General features: G+C 35.2%; 24 protein-coding genes and 2 tRNA genes. 11 read left to right on the forward strand and 15 right to left on the reverse strand.

Annotated elements, in window-relative coordinates; all coding sequences use genetic code 11:
• Positions 1-196: 196 nt before the first annotated feature.
• Together UGRO018_RS12775 and UGRO018_RS12780 are read right to left on the reverse strand one after the other, a co-directional pair.
• Positions 197-430 (reverse strand): hypothetical protein, encoded by a 234-nt coding sequence (locus UGRO018_RS12775; protein ID WP_416326880.1) that lies wholly within the window; start codon positions 428-430, stop codon positions 197-199.
• A gap of 60 nt (positions 431-490) precedes the next feature.
• Complete coding sequence (locus tag UGRO018_RS12780) at positions 491-1447, reverse strand: hypothetical protein (protein WP_416326881.1); 957 nt, start codon at positions 1445-1447, stop codon at positions 491-493.
• A 192-nt stretch (positions 1448-1639) separates the two neighbouring features.
• Between UGRO018_RS12780 and UGRO018_RS12785 the strand changes: the two genes are divergently transcribed.
• The 3 genes from UGRO018_RS12785 (at position 1640) to fumC (ending at position 4356) form a co-directional block, all read left to right on the forward strand.
• Positions 1640-2200 carry a hypothetical protein gene (locus tag UGRO018_RS12785; RefSeq protein ID WP_416326882.1) on the forward strand — a complete coding sequence of 187 codons (561 nt, stop codon included), beginning with the start codon at positions 1640-1642 and terminating at the stop codon, positions 2198-2200.
• 399 nt (positions 2201-2599) lie between these two features.
• A complete protein-coding gene (locus tag UGRO018_RS12790; RefSeq protein WP_416326883.1) occupies positions 2600-2893 on the forward strand; it encodes a hypothetical protein in 294 nt (97 codons plus the stop codon).
• A gap of 98 nt (positions 2894-2991) precedes the next feature.
• On the forward strand, positions 2992-4356 hold the full coding sequence (gene fumC / locus UGRO018_RS12795) for a class II fumarate hydratase (RefSeq protein ID WP_416326884.1): 1365 nt from the start codon (positions 2992-2994) through the stop codon (positions 4354-4356).
• A gap of 95 nt (positions 4357-4451) precedes the next feature.
• Here the strand turns inward: fumC and UGRO018_RS12800 are convergent, their stop codons facing one another.
• Positions 4452-5624 carry an NAD(P)-dependent malic enzyme gene (locus UGRO018_RS12800; protein WP_416326885.1) on the reverse strand — a complete coding sequence of 391 codons (1173 nt, stop codon included), beginning with the start codon at positions 5622-5624 and terminating at the stop codon, positions 4452-4454.
• 159 nt (positions 5625-5783) lie between these two features.
• Between UGRO018_RS12800 and UGRO018_RS12805 the strand changes: the two genes are divergently transcribed.
• Positions 5784-6644, forward strand: coding sequence for a metallophosphoesterase family protein (locus UGRO018_RS12805; protein ID WP_416326886.1), 861 nt, complete (start codon positions 5784-5786; stop codon positions 6642-6644).
• 29 nt (positions 6645-6673) lie between these two features.
• On the opposite strand, the gene UGRO018_RS12810 is transcribed toward UGRO018_RS12805, so the two are convergent.
• The 3 genes from UGRO018_RS12810 to UGRO018_RS12820 all read right to left on the reverse strand — a co-directional run bounded on the left by UGRO018_RS12810 (position 6674) and on the right by UGRO018_RS12820 (position 8744).
• Complete coding sequence (locus tag UGRO018_RS12810; protein ID WP_416326887.1) at positions 6674-7081, reverse strand: hypothetical protein; 408 nt, start codon at positions 7079-7081, stop codon at positions 6674-6676.
• Positions 7047-7595, reverse strand: coding sequence for a DUF1836 domain-containing protein (locus UGRO018_RS12815; RefSeq protein ID WP_416326888.1), 549 nt, complete (start codon positions 7593-7595; stop codon positions 7047-7049). Before UGRO018_RS12815 ends, UGRO018_RS12810 begins: the two co-directional genes overlap by 35 nt.
• Before the next feature lie 153 nt (positions 7596-7748).
• Complete coding sequence (locus tag UGRO018_RS12820) at positions 7749-8744, reverse strand: asparaginase (protein WP_416326889.1); 996 nt, start codon at positions 8742-8744, stop codon at positions 7749-7751.
• A gap of 223 nt (positions 8745-8967) precedes the next feature.
• On the opposite strand from UGRO018_RS12820, the gene UGRO018_RS12825 reads away from it, so the two are divergent.
• The 3 genes from UGRO018_RS12825 to UGRO018_RS12835 all read left to right on the forward strand — a co-directional run bounded on the left by UGRO018_RS12825 (position 8968) and on the right by UGRO018_RS12835 (position 10138).
• Positions 8968-9043 (forward strand) — tRNA-Glu (locus UGRO018_RS12825).
• Between the two features lie 66 nt (positions 9044-9109).
• A complete protein-coding gene (locus tag UGRO018_RS12830; RefSeq protein ID WP_416326890.1) occupies positions 9110-9982 on the forward strand; it encodes an alpha/beta hydrolase in 873 nt (290 codons plus the stop codon).
• A gap of 80 nt (positions 9983-10062) precedes the next feature.
• Positions 10063-10138, forward strand: a tRNA-Asn gene (locus UGRO018_RS12835).
• Between the two features lie 121 nt (positions 10139-10259).
• Here UGRO018_RS12835 and UGRO018_RS12840 read toward each other — a convergent pair.
• The 3 genes from UGRO018_RS12840 to UGRO018_RS12850 all read right to left on the reverse strand — a co-directional run bounded on the left by UGRO018_RS12840 (position 10260) and on the right by UGRO018_RS12850 (position 13326).
• Complete coding sequence (locus UGRO018_RS12840; RefSeq protein WP_416326891.1) at positions 10260-10580, reverse strand: DUF2500 domain-containing protein; 321 nt, start codon at positions 10578-10580, stop codon at positions 10260-10262.
• A gap of 71 nt (positions 10581-10651) precedes the next feature.
• Positions 10652-12673 carry a UvrD-helicase domain-containing protein gene (locus UGRO018_RS12845; protein WP_416326892.1) on the reverse strand — a complete coding sequence of 674 codons (2022 nt, stop codon included), beginning with the start codon at positions 12671-12673 and terminating at the stop codon, positions 10652-10654.
• 77 nt (positions 12674-12750) lie between these two features.
• Complete coding sequence (locus UGRO018_RS12850; protein ID WP_416326893.1) at positions 12751-13326, reverse strand: N-acetylmuramoyl-L-alanine amidase family protein; 576 nt, start codon at positions 13324-13326, stop codon at positions 12751-12753.
• Positions 13327-13453: 127 nt separating this feature from the next.
• On the opposite strand from UGRO018_RS12850, the gene UGRO018_RS12855 reads away from it, so the two are divergent.
• Positions 13454-14377 carry an aldo/keto reductase gene (locus UGRO018_RS12855; RefSeq protein ID WP_416326894.1) on the forward strand — a complete coding sequence of 308 codons (924 nt, stop codon included), beginning with the start codon at positions 13454-13456 and terminating at the stop codon, positions 14375-14377.
• 71 nt (positions 14378-14448) lie between these two features.
• Here the strand turns inward: UGRO018_RS12855 and UGRO018_RS12860 are convergent, their stop codons facing one another.
• The gene (locus UGRO018_RS12860) at positions 14449-15789 is read right to left on the reverse strand and encodes a dicarboxylate/amino acid:cation symporter (protein ID WP_416326895.1); all 1341 of its coding nucleotides are present in this window, start codon (positions 15787-15789) and stop codon (positions 14449-14451) included.
• 230 nt (positions 15790-16019) lie between these two features.
• Between UGRO018_RS12860 and UGRO018_RS12865 the strand changes: the two genes are divergently transcribed.
• From UGRO018_RS12865 to UGRO018_RS12875, 3 genes are all read left to right on the forward strand, one after another.
• The gene (locus tag UGRO018_RS12865) at positions 16020-16160 is read left to right on the forward strand and encodes a hypothetical protein (protein ID WP_416326896.1); all 141 of its coding nucleotides are present in this window, start codon (positions 16020-16022) and stop codon (positions 16158-16160) included.
• Positions 16161-16568: 408 nt separating this feature from the next.
• Positions 16569-17534, forward strand: a complete 966-nt coding sequence (locus UGRO018_RS12870) for an Abi family protein (protein WP_416326897.1) — start codon at positions 16569-16571, stop codon at positions 17532-17534.
• A 294-nt stretch (positions 17535-17828) separates the two neighbouring features.
• The gene (locus tag UGRO018_RS12875) at positions 17829-18734 is read left to right on the forward strand and encodes a DUF368 domain-containing protein (RefSeq protein WP_416326898.1); all 906 of its coding nucleotides are present in this window, start codon (positions 17829-17831) and stop codon (positions 18732-18734) included.
• Between the two features lie 84 nt (positions 18735-18818).
• On the opposite strand, the gene UGRO018_RS12880 is transcribed toward UGRO018_RS12875, so the two are convergent.
• The 5 genes from UGRO018_RS12880 to fabZ all read right to left on the reverse strand — a co-directional run bounded on the left by UGRO018_RS12880 (position 18819) and on the right by fabZ (position 21492).
• On the reverse strand, positions 18819-19274 hold the full coding sequence (locus tag UGRO018_RS12880) for a GNAT family N-acetyltransferase (protein WP_416326899.1): 456 nt from the start codon (positions 19272-19274) through the stop codon (positions 18819-18821).
• 87 nt (positions 19275-19361) lie between these two features.
• A complete protein-coding gene (locus tag UGRO018_RS12885; protein WP_416326900.1) occupies positions 19362-20048 on the reverse strand; it encodes a lysophospholipid acyltransferase family protein in 687 nt (228 codons plus the stop codon).
• Between the two features lie 3 nt (positions 20049-20051).
• Positions 20052-20396 (reverse strand): holo-ACP synthase, encoded by a 345-nt coding sequence (acpS, locus tag UGRO018_RS12890; protein WP_416326901.1) that lies wholly within the window; start codon positions 20394-20396, stop codon positions 20052-20054.
• On the reverse strand, positions 20393-21061 hold the full coding sequence (locus UGRO018_RS12895; RefSeq protein ID WP_416326902.1) for a biotin--[acetyl-CoA-carboxylase] ligase: 669 nt from the start codon (positions 21059-21061) through the stop codon (positions 20393-20395). Before UGRO018_RS12895 ends, acpS begins: the two co-directional genes overlap by 4 nt.
• 2 nt (positions 21062-21063) lie before the next feature.
• Complete coding sequence (gene fabZ / locus UGRO018_RS12900; RefSeq protein ID WP_416326903.1) at positions 21064-21492, reverse strand: 3-hydroxyacyl-ACP dehydratase FabZ; 429 nt, start codon at positions 21490-21492, stop codon at positions 21064-21066.

Consider the following 21492-nt stretch of genomic DNA (forward strand, 5'->3'; position numbering starts at 1 on the left):
ATGATTTGGCATAATAAAGAAAAGAAAGTTGACAATGTGAATCAGGATTTGATCCTGAAGATTTACCTTTTTTATCATCTTTTTTTATAATGCCTTCTAAGCTAAAATGTTCATCTTAGATAACTTTTTAGCTTTTTTCTTTGGGTTTACTGCTAGAAGAACTTTCCTAAAATAAAAAAGCAGGATGCCCTGCTTTTTATATGTGCTCAATGATAACAACTTCTACCTTCTTATCATTTGGGTAATATTCATAAGTGATCTTTGCGAGATTGGTATCACCTAAATTCTTTGTAAGAACTCTTGTGATGTTGTCTGTTAATGTCTTTGCGTCTTGTTCGCTTTCACAGAAATAATCAATAGAAGTTGTGATATGTTTTCTTGCGGAAACGTTTTTAGATATTTCTTCACTTAATCGAATTGTATTTTTCATGGTCAAAATCTCCTTTTTACGTTATTCATTCTAACACTTTTCTTACAAATACGAAAGTCTTTATTCTTCGTTAAGACCAAAACTGAATCGTTGGGTATATCGACTTTCGTCTAATGGTTGCATGGTTACATGAATCTGTTCATCTACTTCCAATACTACCTTATACACCTGTTCCTCTTGTTCATAGATCCTGATATCATCGTACGTATAAGATGATTGTACATAACCTGCAAGCGAATGTTTCAGCACTTCTTTCATATCTTCTATTTCCGTACCCTTCGCAAATGTATAACGAATTTTGTTTTCCTTTTCTTCAATATGATAATCAATCGTTGGGCGATGAAAAGCAAAATCATAAGAAGAGTCTACCTCCATCTGACATTGACCAGCTCTACTCGTTGTAGGTATCATCAAAGTGCTATTCGGTTGCATAAGGCTAACGTATGTGAAAGATTGATGATCTATGGATACTTCACCACTCACAAAATACGTCGTAGGATTATCTAAGCGATAATAATCGACACCTTGCCCCTTCTCCAATGAACATGTGACTTGCGCCACAGTTCCCTCATCGCTAATATAATCATAGAAATTTCCTTGTAATACCGTATAATTTTCAAAAGAATCCTCATCATCATTACTTTGTAAACCGATAATGAAAGCAACGATGATACCTACAACGCTCACAAGCATGGGAATCGCCTTTATCAGCTCTTGTTGATCGGATGGTATCGTGAACCGCTTTGTCTTAGCTTCGCTTTCATATGGATGTTCTCCTGCCTTTAAATGTAAATAAGGCGCTTTTTTTCTTGTATGATGAGTTGCCTTTGACTCTTGATGTCCCTGATCACCACGAAACTCATGCTTTTGATGAATATCAATATCATCCTTGATCAAATCTAATTCACGCTCATGTGTACTCATACTGATCGGCTTCGTGCTTCGACCACAGATTTCACAAGTAGCATCATTCGTCTTATTGCCACAGGAAGGACAATATCTTGTTTTTTTCTCCATAAAAATCCCCTTTTCTATCAACTTCATTATAACGTAAATTTGAAAAGAGTAAATACTATAAAGATATTGAATGATCGTAGATTTCTATGATTGATACCATTATGTACAAAACTTCACAAATGTACAATGAAAAAAACTGGTTTTCTTATGATTTTGGTTTATAATAAGGTTAAGGACGAAAGGAGTATTCTTATGAAAAGCGTAATGTATGGAATCGAAATAGCAGATGTGAATGATTTTGGAGGATGGGTTGGATATGAGCCTGTTAAAGAGGACATTGCCGAAATTTTAAATGGTCATGTATACCTGTTTTTCCAAAATGAATACCACATCCGTCAATTTGCGGAAGGAAGAAAATTTGTGATCAATGTAAAGGATGATTCCTTTGGAAAGAAAATCGATCAAGCAAGGATCCTAAAGGCAATCGTAGAGGTAGGTACACCGTTAAGCATGAATGGCTATGAAATCAGTGCACCTGCATATGCTCGTAATGTGATCAAGCCATTGAGTAGAAAAACCAAATTTATTGAAGAAAAAGAGATCTACAGTTTTGCGGATAAAGAATACACAGCTATGAAAACAGACTTTAATTATATCACTCATCTAATGAAATATACCTCTATTGAAGATGTGAATTCTTTGATCGGCGCTACTAGTTTTGTCAATAAAAACCTATTATATCATTATCCTCATTATTTCCTGATTGGATTGGATCAAGTTGATATCTTAGATGACGATTATCATATTGCATAAGAAAAAAAAGAGTTTATGTTCAATGTCATTGTAAGTTAATGTGATTGAGCTCAAACTCTTTTTTTATCGAACTTTATTGATGTTGTGACTTACCTATCTTGTAAGATGATTCTACGCTTTCTTCTAAATAATACATAGGCTCCCGCAAGAGCCGCTGCTGATAACAGTATTTTGGACATTTTCATTACAGTTACCTCCTTTATACTTCACAGTATACACTTATGTGTTTTGATGTACCTTAGCTTCCCCTTACATCTCTCTAACAAATATGTAAGTTTTGTTTTTTTCATATAGCTCTTATCAAGTAGTCATTCATCAACTGAATTGTGTTTTACATCATTTTCTGATATACTAAACGAGTCAAGAAAGGGACAATAACAATGTCAGAAGGTGAGCCATATGGATGAAGAATTTGGTAAAAACGGATTAGGGATCGCAGCTATGGTATGTGGAATCGTATCGGTATCATTGAGTGCTGTAGCGATACCAATTGGCATCTTCTTCTTTTTTTGGGGTTGTGTCATTTCCTTGTTTGCTCTAGGTTGCGGAATATTTTCCATTGTCGCAGGAGCAAAAGCAAAACAATATCCTCCTGTTGGTCAAGCAATCGCCGGTTTGGTATTAGGAATTATCGGAACCAGTTTACACGTTGTGCTATTCCTATGTTTTTTAATCTTATCTATCCTATTATGATGAGTCGTTTCTTATCCTAACGCTAGGAAACGTTCATCTTTTTTTATATATAGATTTCTGTTAAAATGATACTATCGAAAACAAGGAGAGATCAAGGTATGGAAAAAAGAATAGAACACGATTCCATGGGTGAAGTGCTGGTACCGGCAAATGCCTATTGGGGTGCACAAACACAAAGAAGCTTTGAAAATTTTCAAATCAGTACGGAAAAAATTCCTATGGAAATGATACGTGCATTTGCATTATTAAAATCCGCAGCAGCGATTACCAATCAACGTTTAGGTAAGCTAGATGAAGAACGATGTCATTTGATCACAAGTGTATGCCGTGAAATATCAGAAGGAACATTAGATGCACATTTCCCTTTAAGCGTATGGCAAACCGGTAGTGGTACACAATCTAATATGAATGTAAATGAAGTCATTGCAAATCGTGGTAACGAGCTAGCCGGCATGAAGATCTTACATCCAAATGATCATGTCAATATGTCACAAAGTAGTAATGATACCTTTCCTACCGCTATGCATATTGCGGCTGCAATGGAAATAGAGGATCACTTATTGCCGGTATTAAATGCTTTTATCGATACCCTTCATCGATTAGAAAAAGAGCATGACGGCATCATCAAGAGTGGAAGGACCCATTTACAAGATGCCACTCCTATCAAATTCTCACAAGAGATCAGTGGTTGGAGAGGAATGGTAGAGAATAGTCGCAAACAGATCATTACTGCATTAGATGGATTACATCATCTAGCACTTGGTGGTACTGCCGTAGGAACAGGTCTGAATACTCCGGCTGGATTTGATGTGGAGGTCGCAAAAGCACTTAGTGAACTGGCAGGACGCAAATTTGAAACCAATCCAAATAAATTTCATGCATTAACCAGCAAGGATGATCTTGTCTTTGCTCATGGTGCTTTAAAAGCTTTGGCTGCGAATATGATGAAAATCGCCAATGATGTTCGTTGGTTAAGTAGTGGTCCAAGATGTGGATTAGGTGAAATCAGTATTCCTGAAAATGAACCTGGAAGTTCTATCATGCCGGGAAAAGTCAATCCTACGCAATGTGAATCTATGACCATGGTTGCTGTTCAAGTCATGGCCAATGATACAGCTATTGGTATTGCCGCAAGTCAAGGGAATTTTGAATTAAATGTATTTATGCCCGTTTGTATCCATAATTTCCTTCAATCTGTACGCTTATTAAGTGATGGCATCCATTCCTTTATGGAACATTGTGTTTCTGGAATCCGAGCAAATCAAGAGAAAATGCAATATTATGTGGAACATTCACTTATGCTCGTCACTAGTTTAAACCCTTATATAGGATATGAGAATGCCGCAAAATGCGCAAAAACAGCATTTAAAGAAAATATATCCTTAAAAGAAGCAGCAGTAAAGCTAAATCTTTTAACAGCAGAAAAATTCGATGAAATCGTAAGACCGGAAAACATGGTATAAAGGTAAAGAAAAAGCAGATCACATTCTGCTTTTTCTTTTCTCTCCTCAGCGTATAAAAAAAAACAACAAGCACTGAAATCTTGTTGTTTTCTTGATTAAATTCTAGCGACTCCGCTTTTAATCGCAGCTTCTGCGACTTTTTGAGCTACGACCTTCGCAACATTTTTATCCAATGCGCTTGGTATGATATAATCTACTGTCAGATCCTCATCTTTGATCAAAGATGCAATACCCTGTGCTGCCGCAACTTTCATATCTTCATTGATATCACTGGCACGAACATCCAATGCCCCTCTAAAGATACCAGGGAATGCCAATACATTATTGATCTGATTAGGGAAATCACTACGTCCGGTACCAACGATAAAAGCACCAGCTTTTTTCGCAAGATCTGGCATGATCTCTGGAACCGGGTTTGCCATTGGAAGCACGATTGATTTTTCATTCATACTTGCTACCATTTCTTCACTTACGATACCAGGAGCACTAACACCGATAAATACATCACTGCCTTTCATAGCATCCGCAAGGCTTCCTTGAATGTTTTCCTTATTCGTAATTTCAGCCATTTCACATTTATCAGCATTCATGCCTTCTCTGCCCTTATAAATAGTTCCACGACTATCACATAACACAACATCACCAAAGCCCATCTTCAATAGCAGCTTGGCTATCGCAATACCTGCAGAACCTGCACCATTGATGACCATTTTTAAGCTACCCATTTGTTTACCAGCCAATTTCACTGCATTTAATAATGCTGCTGCTGTAACGATCGCAGTACCGTGTTGATCATCATGGAACACTGGAATATCACATACTTCTTTCAGCTTTGCTTCAATTTCAAAACAACGTGGTGCAGCAATATCTTCCAAATTGATGCCTCCAAAGCTTCCAGCAAGTAAAGAAACAGTTTTCACGATTTCATCAGTATCTTTGCTTCTTATGCATAAAGGAATGGCATTGACTCCTCCAAATTCCTTAAATAATACACATTTACCTTCCATGACCGGCATACCGGCTTCTGGTCCAATATCACCAAGTCCAAGAACAGCGGTTCCATCTGTTACTACAGCAACCAAGTTTCCTCTTCCCGTCAATTCGTATGATTGATTGATATCCTTTTCAATTTCCAGACATGGTGCGGCAACACCTGGGGTATAAGCCAAAGATAAATCATCTTTGTTTTCCAGTTTCATTTTTGGCGTCATGTCTAGTTTACCTTTCCATTCATAATGTAAACGTAAGCTCTCTTTTGCGTAATCCATGTTTTTTTCCTTCTTTCTTTTTCCACATTCAGTTTATCATAAATAACTTCTGATAGAAACCAAAAATCAGCCTTTTCCTGCTTAATTCTTTGTCCTAACAATAGGAAATTTAATACTTTTCGCATTCCTTATCCATACTAAAGGTAACGAGGTGAATTTATGAAGAAACCAGAAGAAGTATTCAAAAATCGTATAAAAAATGAAAAACCTATAGTAATGGCAGAGCTATTAAGTGATATTCATCAAACCATGCCTTGGAAGGATAAACAACTACAACTCGCTTTAAATGATATCAAGGATAGAAACATACCCTATTTATGTTTATTAGGGGATTTAACAAATAACGCCTATGGCTTTCAATTCCAAGCATTCTTTTCTTTATTAATGCCTTATGGATTTCATCAGCTCATAGCATTGGGAAATCATGATACCTTTCATCCCAATTTAGATGAAGCATTGCATATTCATCCTCTGATCAAACGTCATGTCTTACAACAGGAACTATATCACAAAGAAACAATTCAACAATGTTCCTTTTATGTATTGAATACACAAAAGCCACAGGAGAATAACATGTATATCGAAAAGGACCAATTTACATGGCTTGAACAAGAGCTGACAAAAGATCAGGCAGATTGGAAATTCATTCTTTGTCATCATCCTTTGGCAGATACCCATCCAGGCAGCGAAGATCGCTCCATGCACGTTGGTTATCAAAATGCACAACTTGAGAGTATCTTAAAAGGAAACCCTCAAATCGTATATCTATCCGGTCATCTTCATAATTCCTATTCACATACGGCACTTTGTATGAAGGATGATCTACTTTGTATCAATGTCCCTTCCTTCCATCAAGTTCAACGAGGAATTCGCAAAGAACAAATAGGTTTACAACTTGATCTTTATCATGATTTTTTACATGTACGCTTTCGTGATTATCGTCAACACCAATATCTTTCAAGTGTCTCTTATATTTATGATCGTAAAAAACGATGCATCCATACCATATATCCTAAATAACATAAGAAAAAACGAATCCTTCATGATGATTAGGATTCGTTTTTTCTAGATAAGGCTTGAGTTTTATCACTTACCTTATAATAAATCTTATGTAGTTTTTTCTGAAGCTCTAAACTGCCATAGCTTAATTCCTTTTCTTGTTTTATATTTTTGTTGTCTTCATACATTTGAAAGAGGAACGAATAGGCATCATACAAGTCCCTACATTCGATCTCATTGGCAGCGCAACCACCACAAAAGCAAATCAGCTGTTCCAACAAAAGCTCCATTTGTTGCATACATTTGTCCATCTCTTTATCATTTTTACTTGCATGATGATTTAACAAAAAGCCTTCTGTTTTTGGATATTGTTTCATATCTTTTAACAGCTTCAATAATTCATCTTGTAATTCATTGCCCAATTCAATCGTTTTCATTAGTGTCAATATCTGACTCATATATTCTCACCGCATCTCTCACATAGGCAGTATAGGCAACTGCTTGAATTGTATTCCTGATCAAATCAACGATCGGACTACCTTCATCATCACTTGGAATATGTTTTACACGTTTATGCGTACAAATGCTGAACAAGCAACACTCCAGTTCTGCACAGAAATAATCATAAGCCTGATCCTGAGGATATTTATCCATCTGAACCTTGATCAAATCACTGATCTCATCCATACGAAACACCGTTTTTAGAATACAAACCACAATGAGATATGCCATATGCTTACGGTTATAACGTTTTTTCACTGGTGCACTCACGATACCATGCTTAACATAGTTATTGATCATGGTAGAGGTGATTGCCTTTCCTTGCTGTTCCAAACAAAAGTCCTTCAAATAGGAATTTAATAAGGTTACAACCTGATCCATATATAAATCCATATCAGGAAGTTCATTCCATCTTGGACAGTGGAATTTTGTTAATGTTGTTTCACTTTTCATACTTATCACCGTTTGCATTTTATCATCATATAAATGTCTTGTCAAATGAAATAAAACTAAATCATCTGTTTTTTAATACTAAATGGTAAAACATCATCCTATGAAATTGATCATTGGATAACCATGTTCATATCAAGTATTGAAACACGCTGAACTATTCTGAACTGATATCTATTTTAAAGTGATTTCATTTACAAAACTAATTTCAAATAATCTTTTGACCTCATAAGGATCTTTGCTTTTTCCAAGAGCCCACATCAGTTTTGTCAAAGCTGCTTCACTTGTCATGTCATAACCTTGTATGACACCATGTTTTAGTACTTTCTGACCAGTTTGATAGATAGAGAAATCACTATTTTCATATAAACATTGAGAGCATACGACAACACTCATACCCTTGGTCACCATTTCTTCTAACTTACTGATCAAATCTCTTCGTATAAAATTGATTCCTCCAGCACCAAATGCCTCAATCAAAATACCTTTATAATTCATATGCATCAAGGCATCAAAGATCGCCGGATCCATTCCCGGTGTTAATTTGATTAAAAAAACATCTGTACAAAGCTTATCCTCTAATTGAAAAGCACCTTGTGGTTGAATTAGTAAGTCCTCTTGAAAATGAAGTCCTCTCGCATCCACGATACCAACCGGTTCTATATTCACACTTTCAAATGCATCAAAATTCATCGTACGGACTTTGACGGCTCTTGTCGCTAACATAATTTTACGATCAAAACAAATATATACACCTTGTATTTGCTGTTGTACTGCTTGAAATGCAGTACGAATATTATCTACCCCATCACTAAGAGGATGAATAAGAGGAAGTTGAGATCCAGTGATGATCAATGGAATTGGTAGATTTTTCAACATAAAAGATAAAGCACTTGCTGTATATGCCATTGTATCAGTGCCATGACTTAATACGATACCATCATAGTCTTGATATACTTGGGCAACTCTATTTGCAATCAACACCCATTCCTCAGGTTGCATATTACTACTGTCTAACCTTAATAAATCTTCACATTCGATATGTAATTGCGAACCATGATATCCAAGATAGGATAAGATATCTTCACTTGTCAAAGATGGTATCAATCCTTCTTCACTTTGAGATGACGCAATGGTACCACCTGTTGTTAATAACAAAATACGTTTCATTTGATTTTTCTCCTTCATAAACTTTTCCGAATCTATTATATCATATAGATATTTCTTATCCTATTCATCATAGTTTTTACATAAAATAATGCTTTATACATAAAATCCAGCAAAAAAGTTAAGCAAAAAAAAATTCTCATTTTATCAAAAAAAGACTTGCATTGTCGAAATTAATATGCTATTATATTATAGCACTTGCGATTGAAGCAAGTTTTAAATACATGGCGCGTTGGAGAAACGGTTAACTCACTTGCCTTTCACGCAAGCATTCACGGGTTCGAATCCCGTACGCGTCACCATGTAAAGAATGCTAAGACAATTCAAAGAATTGTCTTTTTTTATTATAAAGAATGAGAGGTAGGCATATGAAAGAAACTCAGTTAAAAGAATTACTATGTTTCATGGAAGAAAGAGAAGAAAAGCTCTTTCAACAAGAGCATCCCTCTTCATGTGGTCAAATCTTAGAGGATATTCCTTATAAAGATGATCATGATGTTGCACATACCTTAGATATTCTCTACCCTCTTAAGAAAAGGAAACAATATCCTTTTATCCTTTATGTTCATGGAGGAGGCTTTTGTATGCATTCTAAAGATAAGATGTATCGAACTTATGCTACTCGATTAGCACAAGATGATTTTGCGGTGGTTAACATCAATTATCGTCTTGCGCCCAAAGCTCATTATAAGGATATTCTCTATGATGTATATCAAACGATGCTATTTCTTTCAAAACATATGACAACATATCAATTAAATCAAGACCAGATGATACTATGTGCAGACTCCGCAGGAGCTTATCTTGCAATGAAAGCTATCTGCCTTTGGAAACAAGATAATGATTTGAACAAGAAACTCAAGTGTTGTGGTGTAGCGAGTTTATGTGGAATCTTAGATTTAGAGGAATTTAGAAACCAAGCTCAGTTCCCTTTAAAGAAAGAAATCATTCATATGCTTTTTTGTGATGATCAAATACCACTTCATGCTTCTATCTTTCATGAAATCGATCATACCTTTCCACCGGTTTATCTTATGGATACAGAATATCGTTCTTTCTACACTCAAGCAAACCAATGTTATCAGATATTAAAATCACACAGGATTCCATGTCAACTGCATATATTCCCTAAAGAAGAGCGATTGAGGCATAATTTTCAAATGCGTTCGACATATCCCCAAAGTCAACGAGTACTTGATGAATTATTTCATTTTTTTCATGATGTTATCAAATCACAATAATTCAACTTTTTTAGCAAAATTACAAAAAGCTATTGCACAACATGCTAATTCATGTTATTATATTTAGGTGTTAAAAAAGTGCCTTAGTAGCTCAGTCGGTAGAGCATCCGGCTGTTAACCGGCAGGTCACAAGTTCGAGTCTTGTCTAAGGCGCCATGTAACGTTGAAACTCTGATATGATCAGAGTTTTTTTATTTGATCAGTATTTTGCCTTTTGATCAGTATTTTGTTTAAGACATTTTGTAAAAAAGAAGATTCACATAAGGAATCTTCTTTTTTACATCTTAAATTCAACTATTTTATCTGCAAAACTAATAATCTCATTACAATATTTATATTCATCATAGACTAATTTTCCCATATCGCCTATTTCTACATTACCGAATTCAAATTCACTGACGGTAGCCTTTATTTCTTTACCATCCTCACACAAAAAGGTTAATTCAAAAATAGGTTTTTCGATCGGTATTGCTTCTCCTGTCAACAAAGCATCAATCGGTTCCCCTGATTTATGAATCAGTTTGGCCGTTGTTTCGATTCTTTGTATAGGTTTGATCACTGAAGCTTGCTTTTTTTCTTTTTTCTTCCATCCAAACATAACCGACATCCTTTCTGACTGCATCATAATAGCACAGTTTCAGCACAGATTTGTGATTGTTTTCTGAATTTTTATGGCAGACTGATCAAATCATTTTGAATACAGAGTTTTGCATTTAAAGTTTTTGCTTCTTGTGCAAACTGTACATGCATCATACCATCACTTATTTTCATGATACGTCCCAAACCAAGTGTTGTATGAACGATCTTTTTTCCTCTTTTTAAATCAGCAAGTCGAATACGTTTTGGCTGATTATCACTGGAAATCTGCTTTTCTTGAGTGACATCTTCCTCATCTTTTTGTTGCTGTTGATAAATTTCAAATAGAAAACTTGATAGTTCCATTTTCACGTGTGCTGCTTTTTTGAAAGTGAAAAACTCTAAATGCTTCAACGCTCTTGTCATTGCGATATAGAAGAGATGACGCTCAAAGGGATCACTGGCATCTGTTTTAGGGAATAAGGTATTCATACAATCCATGATATAAACATGATCATATTCATTTCCTTTACTTTCCTCTACAGAGCATATTTTCACATTCGATAGCTCCATCATTGAAAAATCCGCAAGAGCCTCCATATGTTTGATGAATTCCTGAGGTTGAGGATATCGCTCTGCCATGGTATATAATACCAACATTGCAGGATTTTTTTCATTTGTTTTTTGTTTTTCAAGATACGCTCGATAATTAAATTCCTTTAAAACAAATTGAAGCATACCTAACGTATCTTTCATAGCCGCAAGACGAATCTTTTCCATCTTTCCTGCCAATTTCTTTTTACTGACAGCACGTAAAGAACTATCTGTCAACGCTTGGTACACATCCATACCTTCCCCTCTGACTTTTTCCGCAAGTTCTAATAATACACGTTGAGGTATTTCCAAATGAAAATGTTCATTGATTTGGATAAAGGCTTCTAAATCATTTGCATCGGATAATAGACGTACAAAGCATACCATATCTTGAAGAATAGATTGTTTTAAAAGAGAGGAAACACTTTTTGAACAATAAAATGGGATGTTATGTTCCATCAGGATATCAATCAATGGCAGTGCTATTTCTTCATTTCGATAAAGGAATACATGCTCACCATTTAAATCATTTTGGATAGCTTCTAAGGCATACGTATAGATTCGTTCCATCGAAGTAAACCCTTTGAATTTCACATCTCCTTGTTCCTCTTGCGCAATGGATACTTCCTTCTTAGTAAATTGTTGTATCACATCACCAATCATAGAGGCATTTCGATAATTTGTTTCCAATGTAAAGCTTTTTAGTCCTGGATATGCACTATCCAATGTGTCTAATGCATCAGGAAAAGCACAATTTCTTTTATTACTGCATTGTAGTTTATCCGCAACAGCAAATAGTTGTGTATCTTCTCCACATAACAAACGTAATAACATATGTCCTGCAAAGCTGACTTCCTGTGCATCATCTAAGTGTAAATAATGGATTGCATGGTGACAACCGTCCCTTACATCCTCATCTGATTGCAGAATGCATAATGCCTCTACAATGACATCATCACTGTCATAAAACTGTTTTGCTTTTCTTGTTTTTTCATACATCTTATAAAAGGCCGGAAATTGGAAACCTTCTATTTTAATTTTTTCGATTTGCGTATCAGATAATAACATATTCTTGCAATAGCTGATACGATATAATACTTCCTCTAATAACTCTTCTGATAAAGTCAATGCAAACATTTCTTTACAGATCTTTCGCACGAAACTTTTTAAGTTACGATAGGCAGGCCATACAGGAATTCCTTTTCCTTCATGATCCATTTTTATAATTTTGTAAGCCAAAGCACGTAAATCCATAAAATGAGGCATTGCTACCTCATCAAATGAATGGCGATACTCTCTGGCCATTCTTTTTGCATTTCTACCATCATTTGTGATATTCCAAATCAAATCTGCATCTACGCCCTCACACTCAACTAAGTATGCACTTCTTACTTTAAGAAGAGTGGTTTTTCCAGTACCTGCAGTTCCTTGGATCAAACAATGTGTATGTTGTGATAGAAGAGATTGTTTCCCCTCTTCCATTGATCCTTCATAATGCTTCAAAAATTCTTCAAATTCCATATTCTCACCAATGACTTATTATACATGAAATCATCATAGATTTCTAACCATTTCCTACTTTTTTTCAATGCAAACCCTTACAGTTCATAAGGTAGCCCAAAATACTCCAAAAGTCCGATATAAATCGCAAATGCAAATGCAAATTGATTGTTCTTCAAAATCTCTGCATCATGAGGATTACTTAAATAACCAAGCTCGATCAACATGGAAGGCATCGTTGTTCTTCTTAATACATATAATGATGGATTTGTGCGTACTTGGTTATATTTCATAGCAGTAAAATACACAATGCTATCTAATATGATCTCTGCCATATCATATGCCACGCTGTTTTCTCGATAAACATAAATTTCCGATCCATTAATAGCTGGATTCTCGTTGCTATTGACATGAATACTGATAAAATAATCCGCAGGCCATTCATTTGCCATATCCACACGTTGTCTTAATGAACTACTTTGATCATATCCTAATACAGTATCAGGATATGGGCGAGATACTCTTACCTCAAAGTTAGGATCTGCGAATAATAATCCTGCCAACATGATCCCTACATTGTAGGTTACCTCACTTTCCACAAGACCATTGCCACTTGCTCCAGCATTGATATTTCCTGGATTATGTCCTTGGTCGATAAATATCTTAATTGCCATACATTCACCCCTTCATGTATAACCTATTCTTATCTTGATCCATTGCCTGTACAAATGTCATCATATTGGTTGTATCTAAGAATAAAGTGGTTTACAATAAGCATATAACATAAAGGAGAACTACGATATGAAAACAATTACCATTAAAGAAAAAAAAGCTCCTGCACTGATTCAGGGCTGTATGCGCATTCCATCTTTAGATGATCATCAATTAGAAGAATTAATTCGTGTTGATCTGAAGCATGGCATCAATTTTTTTGATCATGCGGACATCTATGGCGGTGGTGAATCTGAAAAAGCCTTTGGTCGTGTATTAAAGAAGAATCCTGAGTTAAGAGATCAAATGTTGATTCAAAGCAAATGTGGCATACATCAAGGAGAAAAAATTACCTATTATGATTTTAGTAAAGAGTATATCCTATCCTGTGTTGATCAAAGCTTAAAGAATTTGGAAACAGATCATCTTGATTATTTACTTTTACATCGCCCTGATGCGTTAATGGATCCTTATGAAGTGAATGAAGCCTTTGATACATTATATAAAGCCGGAAAGGTACTGCATTTTGGCGTTAGTAATCAAAACCCTTATCAGATTGAATTGATGAAACAAGGAGTAAACTATCCTTTGGAAATCAATCAAATGCAATTCAGTGTAATGCACACGCCTATGCTGGATGCCGGATTCAATGTCAACACAAAGTTTGAAAATGGTATCGATCGTGATAATGGTTTAATAGAATATTGTCGTGTTCATGATATCACAATACAGTGTTGGAGTCCTTTCCAATATGGTATGTTTGAAGGTGTTTTCTTACATAATGATAAATTCCCTGAAGTAAACAAGGTGATCGATGATCTAGCGAAAAAACATCAAGTTACCAATAGTGCGATTGCTTTGGCTTGGCTCTTAACTCATCCAGCTAACATGCAAGTGATCGTCGGTACGACCAATCAACACCGCATTGATGAATTAGCTCATGCTTGTGAAGTCAAATTGACCAAAGAAGAATGGTATCATATTTATATTGCCGCAGGTAATCTTTTACCTTAGAAATAAACAAAACGTAAAAAAAGAAGACTTGATAACCACCTTTGGTGATCAAATCTTCTTTTCTATATGTATCAAGAATGATACACATCCTCATCCAATAAACCTTCTGATTTCGCAACATAAATACTTGCAGAACTATCTCCGATGACGTTCAATGAAGTAACTAGCATTTCAATCGGACGATTGATTGCTAAAATCAGTGAATATGCCAACATAGCCGCATCATTGGTATAACCTAAACCTGTCAAGATAGTGAAGAGGATAACGGCACCCGCACCTGGAGCTGCAGGTGTTCCGATAGATGCTACCAATGCTAAAACAGCAATGATCGCAATGCTGGAAAAGCTCACGTCATATCCAGCTGTTGTAGCAACAAATATTGCTGCGATTACCTGCATGATTGCAGTACCATCCATGTTGATGGTCATTCCTAAAGGTAATACAAAGGATGCGATTTCCTTACTGACACCTAACTCTTCTACGGTCGTCTTTTCATTTAAAGGCAACGTAGCTGCAGAGGATGAGGTAGAAAAACCAAATAAAGAAACCTTAGCGATCTTTCTTAAGAAAGGTAATGGATTCAATCGAGTCATCAAAAACAAAATAATGGCATATCCAACAGTAAGAAATAACAATAACGTAACTACAGTTGTTATTACGTAAGCTGCTGCCGGCTTTAGATGTTCAACACCATATATTGCAAAGGTCCTAGTTAGTAGAAAGAAAATGGCAATCGGACCAAATTTTGTTATGACGAAACTTAAGAATACTACTACGATATCATTGATTTCCTGCAATAGTTTTTTCACAACCGTAACCTTTTCCCCTAAGACATTCATACACATCCCCACACAAACCGCTAAGAAGACAATACTTAATACACCACCATTGTTACTAAAGGCATTGGCGATATTATTAGGAATTGCTTGTACTAATACCAGTAAAGGGTTGCTCGCAGTAGAACCTTGTGCACTATTCAGTGAAGATTCTATAGACACATGAAAGAAACCGGCGTGATATACACCAAATCCAACAGCACCTGCGACGATCAAAGCCAAAAAGGATGTCAGAAAGAAGAAGCCAATGGTTTTATAAGAAATACGACCAAGCTTTTTGGTATCTGAGATATGACACATTGCTAAAGTGATACTTGTAAATACCATAGGAATGATGATAAGTTGTAATGCATTGATGAATAACTGTCCTAAAATATAGAAGATACCAAGTGTTTTTGCATTTTCTTCTTTGGTGATATCTGCGAATAAAAGCTGATTGATCGTATTCCAAACATCTCCTTGTCCATTTGACAACATATATTCACGAATTACGATACAGCCTAATCCAGCACCTAAACCCAAAATCAAGGCAATTGCCATGCGTTTCGCTAATTGCTTTCCATTGATTCGTTTCATATTTTTCCTCCTAAAAAAACCTTATTTTCCCAGAGATAGATGAAAACAAGGTGATATCAGTTTCATGGATTATACCATTCAATTCAGACGATTTCCTTATTTACCTCTCTGGGTAAATTTAAAGGTATTCTTTTTTCCATTGGAAAGTATATGCTATTTTGATAAGACTGTCAATTTATTTTTTTTTACAACGCTTGACATAAACTAAAGAAAGCAAGAGGGTATTTCAAATGGCACGAGGAAAAAGAAAAACCAAAACGCCGAACTTCTATAAAAATGCTAATGGCTATGGTTCTGAATACAAATTTTCAGATAGTCAGCGCAGACTCTCTCCAATATCAAAAGGTATTTGTGAGTGCTTTTCAAAATGATATGGTAAATAACTCTTTGAGTCCATTTATCCAATTTTATATACATTGAGAAGTTTGTCTTCACCATTCGCTAGCTGATCCATTTAATTGCATTTGTCAAATGAAGTAATGGGTTCCATAACCAAATATGTATCACAAGCAATATAAAATATATATAAAAAAAGTAATACAAAATAAAAAAGTATTTTTTGTTGAATAGGAACACTTTATCATCCATATAATAAAGTGTAGCGATAGTTACTCTATGGAGACTATTGCGGGATCACTTGATGACAGGTGATCTTTTTTCTTGACAATTCTAATAAACCGATATAAAATGTGTTTACAAAGAAGCGGTAGTAACTCTACGGAGACTATTGCGAGAAGCCTACTATAATGGTAGGCTTTTTTTAAATATGGAGGAAAAAAATGAAACCATTTAAAACTATTGATGAACAATATGAACTCTTAAAATTCCGTGGTTTAAATTTCACTGATGAAGTAAAATCAAAAAATTTCCTTCTGCATAACAATTACTATAATGTTATAAATTGTTATGCAAAATTTTTCATGAATGATAATGATAAATTTATACCTGGAACTAATTTTGATGAAATCACTCAGATACATTACTATGATAAAGAAATTAAATCTATTTTTTTTAAATATATTCTTGAAATAGAAAAACATTTCAAATCAATACTTGCTTATCGCTTCTCAGAAAAATTTAAGAATGAAGAATATGCCTATTTAATTGCTTCAAATTATAATAGCGGAAATATACTTCAAGTAACAAAGACCATTTCAAATTTGTCAAATATTATCAATAAATATAAAAAAGTTCCAAACAACCCAATAAATCACTATATTCATAAACACGGTGATGTTCCTTTCTGGATTCTTACAAACTATATGCATTTTGGAGAATTGCTATATTTTTATAAATACTTAGATGATGGTTTGAAAAATAAAATTGCTAAAGATTTCAGTACTTTTTTAGCTGATAATTTAGGTGTCGACTCTATCCAGTTAACTTCAAACAATCTTATTTCCTATTTAGATAATGTAGTTGATTTAAGGAATATTGTTGCACATAATAATAAGCTATTAGGATTTAAATGCAAAGGACATGTTCGTTATTTATCTGAGATACATGATAAATATACAATATCAAATGATTCCATAAAGCAGGATGTTTATAATGTATTCATAGTAATGCAAGCGTTACTATCAAAAAATCAATATGCATTGTTTCACAACACACTTTTAAAAAGAACAAAGTATTTGAAAGTAAGACTGAAAACAATAGATATAAGCGTGATATTAAATTGTCTGGGTTTTCCCTCTAATTGGTACGATACCCCTAAGATTTCACAACCATCTAGTAAACTTTAAGAATAATCATGCATACGCAAGTATCACGAAATCATTTGGTATATACAAAACCACAATACTTTTTCAATTAGAGAAGCAGATAATTACCGCCTTAGACACTATTATTTATTATATATAGATATAGCCAAAATGTATGATTCTTATTGGTTTTTAACATTTTTATGTTTCAGTTTATAACTTTAACAATCAAAGAATTGCCTGCAAATTAACCATTTCTTAACAAATCTTTTGTATTTCCTTTTTACGTTTCCCATATTTTCCTGTATAATAAAGAATACGTGAAGGAGGAGTCTTATGTTTGTTTTAAATATGATTCGAGGATTTTGCATGGCACTGGCAGATAGTGTTCCTGGTGTATCTGGAGGAACGATTGCTTTCTTGTTAGGCTTTTATGATAAATTTATAGGTTCACTTGATGCCTTGATTGCCGGAAACAAGCAAGAAAAAATAGAAGCTATCAAGTTTTTAATTAAAATTGGTATTGGCTGGGTCATTGGTTTCTTAAGTGCGGTAAGTGTTCTTGCGAACATCTTTGATACTCGCATCTATGAAATAAGCTCATTATTTATAGGCTTCATATTATTTGCTATTCCAATCGTCATCAAAGAGGAAAAAGAAAGTATCAAATTTAAGTGGCAAACCATATTAGCATTTTTGATAGGGATCGGCGTCGTTGCTTTCATCACTTATTTCAACCCTGTAAGTGGCAAAGAAAGTGGTGTCAATCTAGCAAGTCTTGATATCGGCTTGATTCTTTATGTATTTGTTGCGGCAATGCTGGCTATTTCTGCTATGGTACTTCCTGGTATCAGTGGTTCTACTTTACTTTTGATCTTTGGTTTATATGTTCCTATCATTTCCGCAATCAAAGCGGTGATGGGATTTGATTTATCTTATGTGCCAATATTATGTGTGTTTGCGCTTGGTATGTTAATCGGAATTGCAACCGTGGTAAGGTTGATCAAATGGGCTTTGGAAAAGCATCGCCCGATCATGATCTTTCTTATCATAGGAATGATGGTTGGATCTTTCTATGCTATCATAATGGGACCGCAAACGTTGAGTACGCCGAAACCACCATTGAGTTTGGATAGTTTCCATATCCTATGGTTTATTGTTGGTGGAGCAGTTATCTTTGGTCTTCAATATATGAAAAAAGTTACGACGAAAGAAGAAAAAACAGAAGCTGTCATGGATTAATTTAAATCCTTGACAGCTTTTCTTTCATGTGATCATTTATGTTTAATTCATATCCATATTCTATCAATGTAAGATTATCATCTATTACTTCATGATATACACCATGAGCTCTTTGAAATCCAAACTTCTCATATAAATGGATGGCTTTTTGATTATGCGCAACAACAAATAATCGCAAAGAATCTCCCCCTTTTTTTTGACCTCTTTCACTGCTTCCTGTAGCGTATACATTCCCATCCCTTTTGCCCTAACTGCCACATTTACGCCAAATCGATCTATATAAAAGGCTCTTGCTTGTGGATATTCCCACATGATATCTTCTTGTCCTTCATGAGCTTCACTTAATACAAACGCCGAAATATAAGTTCTCCCTTCCCTTATTACATAAAGCTCTTGCTTTTTTACATCTTGAGGAAAGCATATACAAGGATATACGTCATCCCAAATAGCCAAACCTTCTTGTTCCATTTGTTTGACGATAGATTGATACATAAGTTCCAATGGTAATAAATCTTGTGAATTAGCTAATCGAACATTCATCATACCCTCCAATCTACACAAAGACATGTGTGATATATAGATATTATATCGTAACCCATCTTAACATGATAGAAAAAAAAACAGGCATTACCTGTTTTCATCAATCGTTTGTTGCATGGATACTTGTAGCTCCTGAATGATCCCTAAGGCCTTTTTAGGCTTATATTGCTCATAAGGTATTGGTTTCCCTATTTTCATATAAAAGGTCCCTCTTCGCTTTAAAACGGCCTTGTAGTCATAAGAATTACAAAGTGTGATCGGAACGATGTCACATTTAGCCATAAAAGCCGGTTGAATGCTTCCTGCTTGCATTTCATTCATTTGTTTTCCCGTGGATCTGGTTCCTTCTGGAAAAATCAACACATTTTGTCCTGCTTTCAATCGCCTTGTAGATTCTCGTAACATATGTACTGCACTCGATTGATCATCACGATCAAAATATATCAATTCAAGATTCTTAGCCCAACTGGATAAATAAGGAATCTTTTTATTTTCTTCTTTTGATACAAACGTAAAGGGTACGGGAATTCCTGCCTCTAGCATAAGCAAATCAAAAAAGCTTTGGTGATTACTGACAAACTGTACCACTCTATCCTTAGGTAATGCCTCTTCCATCTCTACCTCAAGTTTCACATGAAGACAACGAAATAAGCGGGTACACCACTTGGATATATGGGCATATCGTACTTCAAATGGTTTGCTTCTAACAAGAAAGCAATCGATCCAAGAGATTGGCACTAGCCACAGTAAATGCAAAACATAAATGATACTCATAACCTAAGACTCCTTTGTCTGAACCATTGCATAGGCAATGGCATATTCTTTTTCATGGGCGATGGAAACCATGACATCATAAGGAAAACAGGAGCACACCGGTGCACCTGATTCATCCATCAGTATTTCAATATCCCATACCATACAATCCACGACGTTATGAATAGCTTTGTAAATTGCTTCTTTTGCCGCAAAGCGACCGGCTATCCATTCACTTTTTCGATGTCCCTGATATTGATTTGCGATCATTTGTTCTTTTTCTGTCAAAATCTTATGGATGACAGGTTTATGAAGTGCTTTTTCAATTCTTTGAATCTCTACGATATCGGTTCCAATTCCTATGATCATGATTGCTCCTTTTCATAGATGGAGGAAAGGGTGATTTCTTCACTCTTTAAAATTCGTTGTTGATCTTGATGATGAATACATAAGTAACCATGCTCATCTACCCCATCTACATCCCACATTATACCATCGATCTGTAGTGTCTTTCCATTTAGATAAAAAACTTTTCGAATTTCATTTAACAGATCCTTAGTTTCTAGACCTAATAATTCCTCATATCGTGTCAGGATATCTGTCAATAATTCATTCCTTGAAAGAGAAACATACGTTGATTTTGCTTGTAGATTCTTCTTTTCTGTTACATTGACACCGATGCCAACGATATCGGCAACTGCATCATTTCCTTCATATACGCTTTCCACTAAGATACCGCATACCTTTTTTCCATGTACCAACACATCATTGGGCCATTTGATTTCAGCAGGAATGGCATGCGCCTTTAATGCCTTTACAACTGCCAAAGGCGCAATGAATCCATGATTTGGACCATGAGGAAATAAGATAGAAAAGGTTAGGTCCTGATCACTTTGCCAAATACGTTCAAAGCGACCTCTGCCTTTTGTTTGATGTTGAGCTAAAATAACAGTGGAAAAGGGATATTCGCAATTATGTTGTTTTAGATGATCATTGGTACTAGCTAACTCTGGAAAAGAAACGATGAAAAACATGACTATGGTTCACTTACCGCAAACATCATTTCTGCAGTTACTGCGATTTCTCCATCAACACTGGCGACTGCTTTTATCCAAGCAATTCCCATACGCTCTCTGATTACCTCTGCTTCTAAACGTAGTACATCACCAGGAATGACTTGTCGTTTAAAACGTGCTTTATCAATACCTGCGAACAATCCGATCTTCCCTTTGTTTTCTTCTTTACTTAATAGCATCACAGCAACACTTTGTGCCAATGCTTCTAATTGTAATACTCCCGGCATGATATGTTTTTCAGGAAAATGTCCTAAAAACTGCATTTCATTTGCGGTGACACATTTAGTTGCAATCACCTTATTTCCTTCAATGGATTCGATACGATCCACGAGAAGAAAGGGATAACGATGAGGTATGATCTTTTGTATTTCATTACTATTGTATAACAT

Origin of the sequence: Hoskinsella mucinilytica, from assembly GCF_045223415.1 — a bacterium.
In the GTDB taxonomy this organism is placed as follows: Bacteria; Bacillota_I; Bacilli_A; order Erysipelotrichales; family Erysipelotrichaceae; genus Hoskinsella; species Hoskinsella mucinilytica.

What these genes read in the sequence shown, in the direction of transcription:
- UGRO018_RS12775 (WP_416326880.1), bottom strand. Translation starts at nt 430, where the DNA reads ATGAAAAATACAATTCGATTAAGTGAAGAAATATCTAAAAACGTTTCC.
- UGRO018_RS12780 (WP_416326881.1), bottom strand. Translation starts at nt 1,447, where the DNA reads ATGGAGAAAAAAACAAGATATTGTCCTTCCTGTGGCAATAAGACGAAT.
- UGRO018_RS12785 (WP_416326882.1), top strand. Translation starts at nt 1,640, where the DNA reads ATGAAAAGCGTAATGTATGGAATCGAAATAGCAGATGTGAATGATTTT.
- UGRO018_RS12790 (WP_416326883.1), top strand. Translation starts at nt 2,600, where the DNA reads ATGGATGAAGAATTTGGTAAAAACGGATTAGGGATCGCAGCTATGGTA.
- fumC (WP_416326884.1), top strand. Translation starts at nt 2,992, where the DNA reads ATGGAAAAAAGAATAGAACACGATTCCATGGGTGAAGTGCTGGTACCG.
- UGRO018_RS12800 (WP_416326885.1), bottom strand. Translation starts at nt 5,624, where the DNA reads ATGGATTACGCAAAAGAGAGCTTACGTTTACATTATGAATGGAAAGGT.
- UGRO018_RS12805 (WP_416326886.1), top strand. Translation starts at nt 5,784, where the DNA reads ATGAAGAAACCAGAAGAAGTATTCAAAAATCGTATAAAAAATGAAAAA.
- UGRO018_RS12810 (WP_416326887.1), bottom strand. Translation starts at nt 7,081, where the DNA reads ATGAGTCAGATATTGACACTAATGAAAACGATTGAATTGGGCAATGAA.
- UGRO018_RS12815 (WP_416326888.1), bottom strand. Translation starts at nt 7,595, where the DNA reads ATGCAAACGGTGATAAGTATGAAAAGTGAAACAACATTAACAAAATTC.
- UGRO018_RS12820 (WP_416326889.1), bottom strand. Translation starts at nt 8,744, where the DNA reads ATGAAACGTATTTTGTTATTAACAACAGGTGGTACCATTGCGTCATCT.
- UGRO018_RS12830 (WP_416326890.1), top strand. Translation starts at nt 9,110, where the DNA reads ATGAAAGAAACTCAGTTAAAAGAATTACTATGTTTCATGGAAGAAAGA.
- UGRO018_RS12840 (WP_416326891.1), bottom strand. Translation starts at nt 10,580, where the DNA reads ATGTTTGGATGGAAGAAAAAAGAAAAAAAGCAAGCTTCAGTGATCAAA.
- UGRO018_RS12845 (WP_416326892.1), bottom strand. Translation starts at nt 12,673, where the DNA reads ATGGAATTTGAAGAATTTTTGAAGCATTATGAAGGATCAATGGAAGAG.
- UGRO018_RS12850 (WP_416326893.1), bottom strand. Translation starts at nt 13,326, where the DNA reads ATGGCAATTAAGATATTTATCGACCAAGGACATAATCCAGGAAATATC.
- UGRO018_RS12855 (WP_416326894.1), top strand. Translation starts at nt 13,454, where the DNA reads ATGAAAACAATTACCATTAAAGAAAAAAAAGCTCCTGCACTGATTCAG.
- UGRO018_RS12860 (WP_416326895.1), bottom strand. Translation starts at nt 15,789, where the DNA reads ATGAAACGAATCAATGGAAAGCAATTAGCGAAACGCATGGCAATTGCC.
- UGRO018_RS12865 (WP_416326896.1), top strand. Translation starts at nt 16,020, where the DNA reads ATGGCACGAGGAAAAAGAAAAACCAAAACGCCGAACTTCTATAAAAAT.
- UGRO018_RS12870 (WP_416326897.1), top strand. Translation starts at nt 16,569, where the DNA reads ATGAAACCATTTAAAACTATTGATGAACAATATGAACTCTTAAAATTC.
- UGRO018_RS12875 (WP_416326898.1), top strand. Translation starts at nt 17,829, where the DNA reads ATGTTTGTTTTAAATATGATTCGAGGATTTTGCATGGCACTGGCAGAT.
- UGRO018_RS12880 (WP_416326899.1), bottom strand. Translation starts at nt 19,274, where the DNA reads ATGAATGTTCGATTAGCTAATTCACAAGATTTATTACCATTGGAACTT.
- UGRO018_RS12885 (WP_416326900.1), bottom strand. Translation starts at nt 20,048, where the DNA reads ATGAGTATCATTTATGTTTTGCATTTACTGTGGCTAGTGCCAATCTCT.
- acpS (WP_416326901.1), bottom strand. Translation starts at nt 20,396, where the DNA reads ATGATCATAGGAATTGGAACCGATATCGTAGAGATTCAAAGAATTGAA.
- UGRO018_RS12895 (WP_416326902.1), bottom strand. Translation starts at nt 21,061, where the DNA reads ATGTTTTTCATCGTTTCTTTTCCAGAGTTAGCTAGTACCAATGATCAT.
- fabZ (WP_416326903.1), bottom strand. Translation starts at nt 21,492, where the DNA reads ATGTTATACAATAGTAATGAAATACAAAAGATCATACCTCATCGTTAT.